This window comes from Quyinboa ferrireducens, assembly GCF_042436675.1.
Taxonomy (GTDB): domain Bacteria; phylum Bacteroidota; class Bacteroidia; order Bacteroidales; family UBA5342; genus JBHJHP01.
Window position 1 is genome coordinate 15,153 of record NZ_JBHMVA010000014.1, and the last position, 14,255, is coordinate 29,407.

Annotated in this window: 11 protein-coding genes; 7 read left to right on the plus strand and 4 right to left on the minus strand. The window is 37.7% G+C overall.

All coding sequences use genetic code 11. The features are described 5' to 3' along the window. The first annotated feature begins 75 nt into the window (after positions 1-75). Positions 76-1,002 carry a PhoH family protein gene (locus ACE01N_RS16705; RefSeq protein WP_380591525.1) on the plus strand — a complete coding sequence of 309 codons (927 nt, stop codon included), beginning with the start codon at positions 76-78 and terminating at the stop codon, positions 1,000-1,002. Positions 1,003-1,005: 3 nt separating this feature from the next. Continuing rightward, entirely contained in the window at positions 1,006-2,328 is a 1,323-nt protein-coding gene (locus tag ACE01N_RS16710; protein ID WP_380591527.1) for an ABC transporter permease, read from the plus strand. Between the two features lie 2 nt (positions 2,329-2,330). Here ACE01N_RS16710 and ACE01N_RS16715 read toward each other — a convergent pair whose 3' ends face one another. The 3 genes from ACE01N_RS16715 to ACE01N_RS16725 form a co-directional block, all read right to left on the minus strand. Beyond that, complete coding sequence (locus tag ACE01N_RS16715) at positions 2,331-3,122, minus strand: PhzF family phenazine biosynthesis protein (protein ID WP_380591529.1); 792 nt, start codon at positions 3,120-3,122, stop codon at positions 2,331-2,333. After that, entirely contained in the window at positions 3,119-3,514 is a 396-nt protein-coding gene (locus ACE01N_RS16720) for a hypothetical protein (protein ID WP_380591531.1), read from the minus strand. Before ACE01N_RS16720 ends, ACE01N_RS16715 begins: the two co-directional genes overlap by 4 nt. A 128-nt stretch (positions 3,515-3,642) precedes the next feature. Next, positions 3,643-4,149: a ferritin gene (locus tag ACE01N_RS16725; protein WP_380591533.1), complete on the minus strand. Its 507-nt coding sequence runs from the start codon at positions 4,147-4,149 to the stop codon at positions 3,643-3,645. 227 nt (positions 4,150-4,376) lie between these two features. On the opposite strand from ACE01N_RS16725, the gene ACE01N_RS16730 reads away from it, so the two are divergent. From ACE01N_RS16730 to ACE01N_RS16740, 3 genes are all read left to right on the plus strand, one after another. Continuing rightward, entirely contained in the window at positions 4,377-6,830 is a 2,454-nt protein-coding gene (locus tag ACE01N_RS16730; protein ID WP_380591535.1) for a DUF5686 and carboxypeptidase-like regulatory domain-containing protein, read from the plus strand. A 254-nt stretch (positions 6,831-7,084) separates the two neighbouring features. Beyond that, a complete protein-coding gene (locus tag ACE01N_RS16735; protein ID WP_380591537.1) occupies positions 7,085-7,264 on the plus strand; it encodes a hypothetical protein in 180 nt (59 codons plus the stop codon). Between the two features lie 84 nt (positions 7,265-7,348). Beyond that, the gene (locus tag ACE01N_RS16740) at positions 7,349-10,423 is read left to right on the plus strand and encodes a YDG domain-containing protein (protein ID WP_380591539.1); all 3,075 of its coding nucleotides are present in this window, start codon (positions 7,349-7,351) and stop codon (positions 10,421-10,423) included. An 87-nt stretch (positions 10,424-10,510) separates the two neighbouring features. Here the strand turns inward: ACE01N_RS16740 and ACE01N_RS16745 are convergent, their stop codons facing one another. Further along, the gene (locus ACE01N_RS16745) at positions 10,511-12,322 is read right to left on the minus strand and encodes a diflavin oxidoreductase (protein ID WP_380591541.1); all 1,812 of its coding nucleotides are present in this window, start codon (positions 12,320-12,322) and stop codon (positions 10,511-10,513) included. Positions 12,323-12,672: 350 nt separating this feature from the next. Here ACE01N_RS16745 and ACE01N_RS16750 point away from each other — a divergent pair, with 350 nt between their 5' ends. After that, complete coding sequence (locus ACE01N_RS16750) at positions 12,673-13,527, plus strand: hypothetical protein (RefSeq protein WP_380591542.1); 855 nt, start codon at positions 12,673-12,675, stop codon at positions 13,525-13,527. A 225-nt stretch (positions 13,528-13,752) separates the two neighbouring features. After that, a complete protein-coding gene (locus ACE01N_RS16755; RefSeq protein WP_380591544.1) occupies positions 13,753-14,250 on the plus strand; it encodes a hypothetical protein in 498 nt (165 codons plus the stop codon). Positions 14,251-14,255: the final 5 nt, after the last annotated feature.

A 14,255-nucleotide genomic window follows, 5' to 3' on the forward strand; every position in this document is an offset into this window, starting at 1 on the left:
ATTTTATTTCCATCGCAACACTTTTAGTCAGAATTGTATCCTAATTTTTATAAATTTGTGAATCAATAATAATTAATGGAACGAATCATTGTATTAGAAGATATAGACCCTGTATCATTTTACGGCGCTAATAATGCAAATCTGGATATAATAAAAGCATTATATCCTAAATTAAGAATAGTTGCACGGGGAAGTATCATTAAGGCAAATGGAAGCGAGGATCAGATTGCTGAATTTGAAGAAAAAATTAATGACCTGATTAAATATACAATTCAGTACAATCAGCTGACCGAAAAGATTATCAGGGAGATTATCACTGAAAATAAAATTTACGAAAGTATTCCATCCGATGCTATCTTATACAGTACCAGCGGAAGGCCTATTGTAGCAAGAACTCCTAATCAAAAAAAGTTTGTGGATGCATTTTACCACAATGATCTTTTGTTTGCTATCGGCCCTGCCGGATCCGGTAAAACTTATACGGCTATTGCCCTTGCTGTAAGAGCTCTTAAAAACAAAGAGATTCGAAAAATTATTCTTTCGAGACCTGCGGTTGAAGCCGGAGAAAGGCTTGGTTTTTTACCTGGCGATCTGAAAGAAAAAATTGATCCGTATTTGCAACCCTTGTATGATGCACTAAAAGATATGATTCCTGCGGCCAAACTTAAAGAATATACCGAAAATGAAACCATTCAGATTGCTCCGCTTGCTTACATGCGGGGCCGCACATTGAATGATGCCATTGTCATACTGGACGAAGCACAGAACACGACCAGGAATCAGCTTAAAATGTTTCTCACACGAATGGGGCGCAATGCCAAATTTATCGTTACGGGAGACGTGACACAGATAGACTTGCCAAGTCGTCAGGATAGCGGTTTGGTTCAGGCATTGCAAATACTCAAAGATATTGAAGGCATAAAACGCATAACCTTTAATGCAAAAGATATTGTACGCCACAGACTGGTACAGAAAATTGTAGAAGCTTACGAAAAAGAATAAATTATGAGCAAAACATCCCTGATCATCCAAAGAGAGTACCTGACAAGAGTAAAGAAAAAGTCGTTTATTATTATGACCTTTTTAACTCCCGTTTTATTTGCCGCTTTAATTCTTGTGCCTGTGGTATTGTCACAGACCATGAAAGACGATTCAACAAAGGTCATTGCCGTTGCAGATGAAACAGGATTGTACAGAAATGTCTTACAGAATAAGGATTATGTCAAATTTCAGTACTCCTCTGAAAATTTTAAAACGCTTGAATCAGAGTTTAACAGCAAGGGATATTATGCCATTTTAAACATTACGGCAGATCTGGAAAAATATCCTGATTCCGTTTTTATATATTCTAACAAACAGGTAAGCCTTGATATACAAGGTATGATAAGCAAAGACCTTAAAAACTATATCAGGGAAGAAAAGAAGAAGGAATATAACATTGCAAACCTCGACAATATTCTTGCCGACCTGAATAAAGGAGTTAATATTACATCTATAAAATGGGGCAAGGGTGGTGAAGCCAGAGAATCGTCTACAGAGCTGGCTATGGCCATTGGTTATATTTCAGCGTTTATCATTTACATGTTTATTTTTATGTATGGCGTACAGGTGATGCGTGGAGTGATCGAAGAAAAGACCAACCGAATTGTCGAAGTCATCGTTTCGTCGGTGAAACCATTTCAGTTAATGATGGGCAAAGTAATTGGACTGGCATTGGTTGCCCTGACCCAGTTTTTACTCTGGGTTATTTTATCAGGGGTATTGATTTCAGTCATCAAGGTATTGATTTTACCGGATATGCCGCATGATGCCAATACGCAAATGCAGTTATTGAATGCGGCACAGGAAATGCCGCAGGGCGCCGGAGCTGACATGGTCAGATTTATGAGTAAGATCTATTCATTCAACATTTATGAAATCCTGTCCTTCTTTATTATTTATTTTATAGGCGGATACCTGCTTTATGCGGCCTTGTTTGCCGCCATTGGATCAGCCGTTGACAATGATACAGATACACAACAATTTATGCTGCCGGTAACTATTCCAATGGTATTTGCATTATATGTAGCCATTAGCGCGATTAACAATCCACACGGCCCGATGGCATTCTGGTGCTCTTTAATACCATTTACCTCCCCGATAGTAATGATGGTACGGATACCATTTGAGGTCCCGGCATGGCAACTCATGGTTTCGGTTTCATTACTGATCCTTACATTTATTGGCATGATATGGGTGGCATCACGTATTTACCGGACTGGCATTCTAATGTATGGAAAGAAAGTAAGTTACAAGGAAATATTTAAGTGGCTAAGATATAAAGGATAAACTTACAATAGTATTTCTCCTTTCATATACAGAACGGCTGAACCGGAAATTTTTACCCGTGAATTACTAAGTTCAACCTCAAGATAACCTTTTCTGGCAGATAGTTGTCTTGCGGTAAGCTTTGCTTTATTCAGTTTATCAGACCAGTAAGGCGTAAGAGTAGTGTGTGCTGAACCGGTTACCGGATCTTCATCAATTCCGGACTGAGGCCCGAAAAACCGTGACACAAAATCAACATCTGTTCCGGGCGCCGTACAAATTACACCCCTTGCATCCACAGAAGCAATCGCATCCAAATCAGGTTTTAAATCTATAACCTGCTGTTCCGATTCAAAAATAACCAGATAATCATCTTTCCCTTTAAATATATTCCTAGGTTCAAAACCAAATGCATCGACCAAACCGTAAGGCATAAATGTCTCCTCAAGATGATCAACAGGAAAATCCAATTCGAACAAGTCGCCTTGCCGTTTTACATATAATGCACCCCGGTTCAGCGTTTCTAAATGAAGAATTTCTCCATTATAATTCAGTTCATTAAACAGCACATAAGCAGATGCCAGTGTGGCATGACCACAAAGATCTACCTCGCAGGTAGGCGTGAACCACCTGATATCATAAATGCCATCTTTAGCTACAAGAAATGCCGTTTCAGGCTGGTTGTGTTCTGCTGCAATCTTCTGAAGTTTTTCATCTGGCAGCCATTTATCCAGAATACATACGGATGCGGGATTTCCGCCAAAAACATTTTTTGTAAATGCATCTATCTGAAAAACCTTATAAGACTTTTTCATACATATTCCTTTTTAATTGAAGACATCAAGTCCTGTCGTGTCATCGAGAAAGTCTTTTCCCGCTCTTCAAGATATTCAAGTATAAACAATGCTCTTTCGAGCATCATGTTACTTCTGTTCCTATCGAACAATGTATGCATTTCAAAGAGTGTCCGTGCAAACAGTTCCATATTCTGAATATTAAACTGCTCAAGCTTTTCAAGAACCTGAACCATTTTAACCGGTTCCATCCGCAATATTTTGTCAACAGAAAGATCTGTTATTGATTCCAGTTCTTCCAGTTCGTTATTTATCTCAGCCACGTCCTGTTTCTTTTGAAGCTTGCCAATTATACCAAGCAACAACTCTCCTATTTTCTGGATCTCACGCAATATAAAATCTTCCTGCCTCATTTATGATATTTATGGATAAGAACTAAAACTGACACCGCTTCACCTAAGCAATTTACTAATTTTTAAAAATATACGAAGATAAAAAAAGGCCTTCATTAGCTGAAGACCTTTTTTAAATCATATCATTTTCAGGCTTCAGCACCACCTGAGTTACGCATTCCCATTATATCCCGATCAAAGAGATAAAGATTTCCATTGTCACCAATAAGGTTTAACCTGTCGAGGATATTTGATACAGATGCCTCTTCTTCAATTTGCTCATTCACAAACCACTGAACCCACTGGTGTGTTGCAAAATCCCTTTCTTCATGACACACAGCCACAATAGTATTTATAGCATCGGAAATATATTGCTCATGCTCCATTGTACGCTGAAATAAATCACTTACATTCTTAAAATCAACCGGAGGTGCATCAATTGCTGGAATAACAGCCTTCCCTCCTCTCTCATTAAGATAGCCAACAAACTTTAGCATATGAACGCGCTCTTCATCTGACTGAGCATACATCCATTGTGCTATTCCGGGGTAGCCATTGCATTCGGCCCAGGAAGCCATTGCCAAATACAAATTAGAAGAATACGCTTCTTTTCCTATCTGTTCAACTAAAATTTTTTCAACTTTTTCTTTTAACATATCTGATTATTTTTAGATTACAAGTGGTGTTTTTCAATTCTCAAATATAGTTAAAAAAGCCTGATGAAGCAATATAGAGCCGGTTATAAGGTCTCTGGTTAAGTATTTTTAATATATTTACCAACTTATAACAAAACCTGAAAAATACTTAAAATCGTTACAAAATAATATTGACTAATAAATTGTCTGCCGTTTTAAAATCCATAATTTGTATCTTGAAATCGCAAATGAGATTGCCGACTTATTACATATTAATCATACTACTGCTGTTTAGTACCTCATTGAGTTCACAAACTGTTATTTCAGGTACTATAGTGGATACTAAACGTGAACCTGTTCCCTTTGCAAATATTGTACTGAAAGGATCAACGGAAGGAACAACATCAGACGAATACGGGAATTTCAGGATCACATCTAATAAAAGCCTGGATACTCTTTCAATTTCTGCGGTTGGTTATATAACCAGGGTAATTCCAATTCGCCCTTATACAGGACAGCACGTAACCATACCCTTACAGGAAAATATATATTCATTAAATGAAGTCAGTGTATTGCCCGGTGAAAATCCGGCTCACCCCATATTACGCAACATCATTAAAAACAAACAGAACAATAATCCAAACAATTTTCCGTCGTGGAAAAGCAGGGTTTATAATAAACTTGAGGTTGATCTGAAAAACCTTGGAAAGCCGAAAAAAAACAGAAAGTTCTGGGAAGATATGGAATTTGTTTTTGAAAATCTGGATACACTTCCTGAAGACAGTGTGCCTTATTTACCGGTATTTATTTCAGAGTCAGTCTCTGAATATTATCATTCGCAAGAAGACAATACATCGAAAGAAGTTATTCTGGCAAATCGATTATCAGGAGTACGCACCAAGACGATTACCCAGTTTACAGGAAAATTTTACCAGGATTTTAACATTTATAAGAACTTTATCAATGTGGATAACATTGGGCTTATCTCCCCAATTAATGATCAGTGGAACCTTTTTTATCGCTATTACCTTGTTGACAGCCTAGAATCAGGGGGGCGAAAACTATATAAAATAGATTTCAAACCACGCATGACACATGAAGCCGCATTTGAAGGGTCCATGTGGGTAATTGATTCAATTTTTGCAGTTTATAAAATTGATATGAGCATTTCACCGAAAGCTAACATCAACTTCTTAAATAAACTTGAGATTCGCAAAATGTATGTTTTAAAAGATACTACCTGCATCCCTGAAAAAGAAGAAATTATGGCTGACTTTAACGTGGAAGGCAATAATAAAAACCGTACTGTGGGTATTATAGGGAGAAAAACTTCAATTTATCAGGATTTCGAATTTGCAGAACCTCCACCCGATTTAATGGCAAGCCCGTTTCAGACCAAAGTTGAAAAAGATGCCCTGCATCATCCTCCCGAGTATTGGGTACAGGCCAGACCAGAACGTCTAAATATCCGCGAACAGGGCATTTACGACATGGTAGATTCTCTACAGAATGTACCTAAATTCAAGTCAATTACAGAAATTGTTGAAACAATTTTATTTGGCTACAAGGATTTCGGAAAATTCGAGCTAGGACCATATTTTTATATGTACAGCTACAATCCTATTGAAGGAAACAGGATCAGACTTGGCGGTAGAACCACAAAAGATTTTAACGAAAAGCTACGGCTGGACGGATACATTGCTTACGGGTTTAAGGATAATCACATGAAATACAGCCTGGGTGGATATTACTACTTTAATAAGCAGCCGATGAATGTTTTAAGCATGCATTTTGAACACGACAACCAACTCCTGGGTAAAAGTCAGAATGCATTTATGGAAGATAACTTTTTATCTTCTCTAATTAGCAGGAATCCCAACAATAAACTAACCCTCACAGATCAGCTTGATGTGCAATATCAGCATGAATGGTTTACAGGACTGACTACCACCGGCATCTTCAAATGGCAATATATCAGACCAGGACAAAATGTTCCATTTTACGAACCGGACAGTACCGAAGCAAAGGCATTATACAATAAAGAATTTGGAATCAATACACACATTGCAATTGGTGAAACATTTATTCCTGGTGATTTTCAGCGGATCAGTCTGGGAAGCAAACGTCCTGTATTTAATGTGTATACCGGAATCGGAAGTGTAAGGCTGAACAAGACTGATTACATTTATGGAAGGATTCATCTTGATATATTTGACAAGCTTCCCATCAATCCTATTGGATATACTCTCTATTATTTGCAGGCCGGGACGGTTTTAGGAAGTGTTCCATTTCCTTTATTAAAACTACATGAAGGCAACGAAACACTCACAAACGACCTTTATGCATTTAATCTGATGAATTATTACGAGTTTGCAAGTGACAAATATGCCAGTTTATTTATTGAGCATCACTTCCAGGGCTTCTTTTTAAATAAAATCCCCTTATTCAGAGCATTAAAGTTACGCGAAGTTGGTGGGTTTAAAATATTGTATGGAGAATTAAGCGATACAAAACACAGGCAGATACTGTTTCCCGAAGGCTTATCCGGTATTGGCAAAGCGCCTTATATGGAAGCTTCAGCTGGCATTGAAAATATTTTTCAACTGATTCGCATCGACTCAATCTGGCGACTGAATTACCTCCATCATGCAGAAAATATTGTGGACTGGGGTATCAGAGTTTCATTGCATATTCGATTCTGATCCGGATAATTCCAACCATATCCCGACCATTCTTCTTTATTTCAAATAATTAAGGTGACTCCTTGAAGTTATATCAAACTCTCATTACATAATATGGAAGATCTTTTCAGATAAGAGATTCAATATTCATCATCACTCGACTATTTATAATCATTAAAATTTAAATCTTTTTATGTTAAAATAATCATAACTTGTTTTAATTATTGATGTTTTTTATATTTATTTGATGTAAAATTATCTTAAATATAATATACATGAATGACAAACATTTTAAAAAGTCAATTTTATTATACCTGTTTAAAAATATTACCGGAAATGAAGAAAAGACGCTTAACAAAAAGGGGAAATACAATGTCGTAAGTACTTCGTACGAAATCCCAGGCTATATTACTCTTTTCTATGGAATAAAGATTTATCTGAATTCATCGCCATAAGCCTTCAAAATCAATTCACAGTATATTACTATACAATCAACTAAAAATAGCTAGAAGTAATTTAATATATAAAAGCAAAACGATATGAAAAAACAAATACCGAACAACATGAAAAGCATTAAAAGATTCTCACTAATAATTTTTCTTTCTATAGTTTATTTCACAGGATCAATTTATGGTCAAACGACGTATTCTTTCGATTTCAATACGGCAGGCCTGTTAAATCAGGAATTCACAGGTACCGGTGCAACAGGCAATGTTAGCCAGAGTACGAATACCGGCATGGCTGGCTCAGGAGCAATAAGTGTTATTAGTACTTCAACAAACGCTGTCTTCATAACCAAACAGGCTTATGCAATAGGTGGTCCGGGTTCTGTTTATGAGTTTACGGCCTACATGAAAAGTGTATGGAATAGCGGTTATGGCGGTGTTGGCTTTACAACAGATGCTAATGCAACCTACTCGAACTACGCACATCCTACAAATTCTATAGGCATCTCTGTGCACGGCGGGGGTTATATTCTCAACAGTGGAACGCAATATTCGACCGGTAGCTGGACTCTGAGCGGCGGTGCACCTACAGATCTTCTCAATAACGGATCACCTGACGATTGGTATAAAATTGTTTATACCATTTCTCAGCAAGAAAACTCCATATTTGATGTAACTGTTAAGGTTTGGAGCGTGTATAACGATTATTCACTTGTCAGAACCGGGCCGGATGCAACACAAACATATTCATTTACAAATACCACTATAGCTAATGCTAGTTTACTACATGCATATTTTTGTTTTGGTGGATCCAGACTTTCAGACTTTGATGATTACATGATTACATTGACAAACAGTAGTATAATCCTTCCTGGCAACCCTGTGGTTATTGGTTCAGCCAGTGAATCATCCGGGGATATAAATCTTACAGGAAATGTAACATCTGAAAACGGAGCTCCTGTTACTGAAAAAGGGTTTGTATGGTCAACAAGTATATCTGAACCAACCACTACAGATGGCACCAAAATTATTAATGAGACAGGAGGTTCAGGAGAATTTACATCTCAGATCACTTCTCCGCCAACAGGAACGTATTATATCAGAGCATATGCAATCAATTCAGGTGGAACCAGCTATAGTTCAACATCAACAGTAATAATAGCTTCACCACCTCCAACAATCACTTCTTTTACTCCAACATCAGGTACAACAGGTACAACTGTAACTATTACCGGCACAAACTTTACCGGCACAACAGCGGTTAGTTTTGGTGGCACTAATGCTACTTCGTTTAACGTAGTTTCGCCAACAAGCATTACAGCAGTTATTGCTTCAGGTGCTTCAGGTGATGTAAGTGTGACCACTCCGGATGGAACAGCGACATTGGCTGGTTTTACATTTTTAATAAATCAATCTATAACCTTTGATGCATTATCTACTGTTGCTTATGGTGATGCTCCATTCGCAATAAGTGCGACAGGTGGTGCGTCAGGAAATCCGGTAGTATTTAGTAGTTCCGATCCAACAGTAGCAACCTGCACGGGCACTAACGGAACAACAGTGACCATTATCAAAGCCGGTTCATGTAGTATTTTTGCGGATCAGGCAGGTAATAACAGTTACAATCCAGCAACACAGGTTTCCCAACTACTGACCATTGACAAAAAGTCTCTTGCAGTGACAAATGCATCAGTGACAACTAAAACATATGACGGAACAACTGATGCGGCTATCGCAGGTGCATATCTGGCAGGTGTCGTAGGTTCGGATGAGGTTACACTGGAAAATGGAAACACAGGTACGTTTGAGTCTGCTAATGCAGGTACAGGTATTAACGTCACTACCAACATGACTCTGAGCGGTGCTGCTTCGGATAATTATACTCTTGAACAACCATCTCTGACCGGAACTATTGAAACCAAAGCATTGACCGTAACAGATGCATCAGTGACAACTAAAACATATGACGGAACAACTGATGCGGCTATCGCAGGAGCATCTCTGGCTGGTGTTATAGGTTCGGATGAGGTTACACTGGAAAATGGGAGCACCGGTACATTTGAGTCTGCTAATTCAGGTACAGGTATTAACGTCACTACCAACATGACTCTGAGCGGTGCTGCTTCGGATAATTATAACCTGACACAACCATCTCTGACCGGAACTATTGAAACCAAAGCATTGACCGTAACAGATGCATCAGTCACAACTAAAACATATGACGGAACAACTGATGCGGCTATCGCAGGAGCATCCCTGGCTGGTGTTATAGGTTCGGATGAGGTTACACTGGAAGATGGAAACACAGGTACGTTTGAGTCTGCTAATGCAGGTACAGGTATTAACGTCGCTACCAACATGACTCTGAGCGGTGCTGCTTCGGATAATTATACTCTTGAACAACCATCTCTGACTGGAACTATTGAAACCAAAGCATTGACCGTAACAGATGCATCAGTGACAACTAAAACATATGACGGAACAACTGATGCGGCTATCGCAGGAGCATCTCTGGCTGGTGTTATAGGTTCGGATGAGGTTACACTGGAAAATGGAAACACAGGTACGTTTGAGTCTGCTAATGCAGGTACAGGTATTAACGTTACTACCAACATGACTCTGAGCGGTGCTGCTTCGGATAATTATAATCTGGAACAACCATCTCTGACTGGAACTATTGTTGCAGCGGAACTCACTATTGAAGCCGATGACAAATCCCGCAAAGAAGGAGAAGCTAATCCTGAATTTACCATGACATATACCGGTTTTGTTAATGGTGAAACATCGGCGGTATTAAACACGCTACCAACGGTATCCTGTAATGCTGATATTTCAAGTGATGCAGGCAACTATGATATAACCGTTTCCGGAGGTGAAGCCACAAATTATAGTTTTATTTACGTATCAGGCACCCTTACGGTAACTCCAGCAACAGGTATTTCTGAAGTTGAGGCAGGTTATATGGTATATCCAAATCCTGCAAAAGACTTCATTTATTTCAAAGAAAACGTTTCAGTAAATATTTACAATCTACATGGGAAACTGGTTAAATCCGCTATTCATGAGAACAAAATGAATGTTTCTGATCTGGGGAAAGGCTTATATTTAATTAAAATAATCAACAGTCAGAAACAGGAATTTATAACCAAATTAATGATTACCAAATAATTCTGTTATTCGAGATTTTTTGATAAATAGATCAGATATTTTATATAATGAGGCTGTCCTATAAGTAATGGACAGCCTCTTAATATTTTAATACACATCCTTTTGATATCTATTATCTGTAACTAGCTGGTTTAAGTATTGTTTTGCAGTGTTGATATCCATCTTACCTTCATTTCTTACAATATCAAGCAAGGCAAGGTGAACATCAGTTGCCATCTTCTTTTTATCACCACACACGTAAATGCTGGCTCCTTTTTGTAACCACTTCCATACTTTGTCTGATTTCTGAAGCAAACGGTGCTGCACATAAATTTTTTCATCCTGATCACGACTAAAAGCAAGATCCAGTTTCTGCAGATAGCCTTCAGCCTTTAGGGTGTTCCATTCTTCACCATATAAAAAATCAGTTTCTTCATGCTGATCCCCGAAAAACAACCACGCTCCTTTCTTAATACCCTCATGTTTTCTTTGCTGAACAAACGCACGGAACGGTGCTATGCCGGTTCCTGGTCCTATCATAATAATTGGGACAGACTTATCTTCTGGCATTTTGAATTTCTTTTTATTCTGAATAAACACGGGTATTCTGTCTCCCTCTTTTACCCTGTCAACAACAAAGGTTGATATTGCCCCTTCACGAATGCGTTCATTTTTTTCAAACCGTACAGCCGCAACAGTAATATGAGCTTCACCGGGATGAGCATCAAAGCTTGACGCAATGGAATACTTTCTCGGGGGTAGTTTTCTTAAAACAGAAACGAGTTCCTGAGCATTTAGTGTTGCCGGAAAATCAGTCAGCAAATCAAGCACATCACTGCCATATAAATAATCAGCCAATTGAACCGGATCATTGATTAAACCGGTTAACTCTGCAGAACCGGCAAACTTGTTATATCGATCCAGTATCACCGGATTGATGACCGTTATCTCAAGATAATTCCTCAAGGCATGGTATAGGGTAAACATCTGTTTATCCAATACAACTTCTTCATCCCTACTGAAACTGAATTTATCCAGAATAGCTTCTACAAGCGAAGGTGGATTGTCCCCGACAATGCTCAAGGTATCACCAGGCTGATATGTAAATCCGGAATCACGTATTGAGAGTTCAAAATGATAGACCTCTTTGCCTGAACCATCACCATTTAATAGTTTCTTCTTCAGAATCTTTGCATAAAACGGATTATTCCGGTCATAAACACGTTTAAATGAAGGTACTGTAAAACCAGCCCTGGCCACTCCACCTAAAACAAGTCCTCCTTCGGGGGCTTTAACTTTCTCCGGCTTCAGCACAACAGAATTCCCTGAAAAATGATTGATAATCTGATCCATCCATTTCTTTGCATCCGGCATGAATTCAGCATCGCATTTACGAATTGGCAAAATTGGCTTTGCCTTTAGCTTCTTTAAAGCCTTATGAAAATCGACTCCTGCCTGACTGAAATTGGCATAGGTTGAGTCTCCCAATCCCAGCACAGCATAATTCAGCTCCGGCATTTCAGGCGTATTTTTGTCTCTTAAGTAATCCAGAAATCCCATGGCGTTCGAAGGAGGTTCCCCTTCACCGTGTGTACTGACAACAACAATAAGATTTTTTAATAACGGCGTATTTTTATACTCAAATTTTTCCATGATGGATATCTGCATATCCAGACCATTGTTCTTTGCAAGTTGTAACAGCTGTTCCGAGATAACTTCACTGTTACCGGAGTGGGTGCCATAAAGCACCTGAATATTAGGCATAGCGGGTCTTTCTTTTTTTTCTGATTTATTATTGTTTTCACCTTTTCCTGCCAGGTAACCGCTTGTCCATAACAATTGTTCCTTTGTCATTCCCTCCACAAGCTGATTCAGCAGCGTCTGTTCATCTTCACTCAATAATCCAAACGTCTTCTTCATCCCACAGTATTATTATGTCAACTAAACCGAACAAAAGACGCTTTGTTTAAAATGATTCAAAATAATTTCACAATATTCCGACCATAACATTCGCATTCACACCTTTCTTACGCACAACCGGACATTCCAAGCCAGCACAATACCAGTCAAAAGAGTTGCCCTTTTTCCCATTCTGTTGCTTATAATAATTTAATTCTCTACTTTTAAAGGAACTAATGGCCGAATGAAAAGTCACCTGGATAACAACCATAAAAACGTAATCGGCTCATTCAATTATTCCAAATTGAAATACATAAAAAAACACCTAACATAATTTATACTAAAGAGCCTGAATAATGACACTTAAGAATATGAAGAACAAATTTTCTAAATATGCGCTGCAGTTGCTAATTCTACTGTTTACAGCAAACTTATATGGTCAAAAATACTGTATCTATGAATTTGGAGACACTATTATCGATTATGAAACAAATTTCAAAAACCTTTTTGAAAACTGGAAACCGAATCATATAACGAATGCCGATGACTATGCTTTACTGAGTTTTTCATATGTAGAGACTATATCAAGCCCCAAAGTACTTAATTACTATCGCAATTATTTTTCAGGTGATCAATTTATTAGTCGTGCTGTCCGTGAGAAAGCCGGGGCAAATCGGTTTGGAAGCTACAGAGAATTCTATATTCAACCCAGTTATCTTTCACAAAGTTTTGTAGATACAACGCATATGTCGGCTGAATCGAAACGAATTTTTACCCGCGATTTTACAAAACAAATTAATCAACTGATGTCAGCAGAGATAAATATAGATTCCTCCACCTTATACAAGTACAATTATGAACATACTACGGTTGATACAATTACAACTTCTAACTCAGAAAAAATTAAAAGCAGTAGTACCTTTTCGCACATTATTTCTGAAAACAAACTAACTGAAGGTTGTGGAGATTTTATGTCCGGTGAAAAAAGATTTTCAGAAATCAGCGATAAAGAACAACAAAAGTTGCTCCTGGCAGAGTTAAATACCCAACGTTTAATTATGCAAAAAGCATTTAATGACATTGTCGAATTGGGTGATGTTGTTTATGGAGTTAATTTCAGATATCTTGATAAGTTTTATTCAAATTACGTTGTTTGCAGCAAGAAAACAAAAGAAGTTATACTTGACTATTTTTTTAAGGGTATAAACATTGAAGAAGTTGAATGATAAAATTACGTAAGCCTATGTATGGTTATAGTGCATCCCGACAAATCAGAACGACAGTTTCTTGTAGAACGTTGCCAACATAAAACAGAATTCATATATACATGATCACAATAGACTTTTTTCATACTTTACAGGTACTTTTTTCGTCCTTTAGTTACTTAGGCATTGAAAAGCGATACTCTAAATTTGTTCTGTAAATTAATTTCGAACTAAAAACTTATCATCATGAAACAGAAGAAAATTTATTTGGTATTATTTTCAATCATAGCCTTTATGCTATTTGGAAAAGTGTCGATGGGTCAAGTCGTAGTTGTTGATTCCGTTATTCCGGGTGACTTTCTTAAATCTGAAGGTTTAAGAAAAGTCTCAAAAGACACTAAGCCGTACGAAATTGAAATTTTGATAGGCGAAAAAACTCCTGAGTTGAAATTACAAATAAGTGCTGGTATCACCTCCGGGACTATCGCTTATACGATTTATGACCCTGCAGGTAAAAAGCAGGATGACGTTTCCATAATCTGGAGTGAGAAAGGACAAAATATTTATATAACAGAAGACTTACCTAAAGAAATATCCGGTATCAATAATGAATCGAAAAAGATTAGTGTAAGAGGTAATATTTTTGTTTCATATGAAAATCCTATCCCGGGGAAATGGTTAATTAAGGTATCTCCGCATAATGCCAATGGCAATTATAAGATTTATCAAATACGAACGAAATAATATTA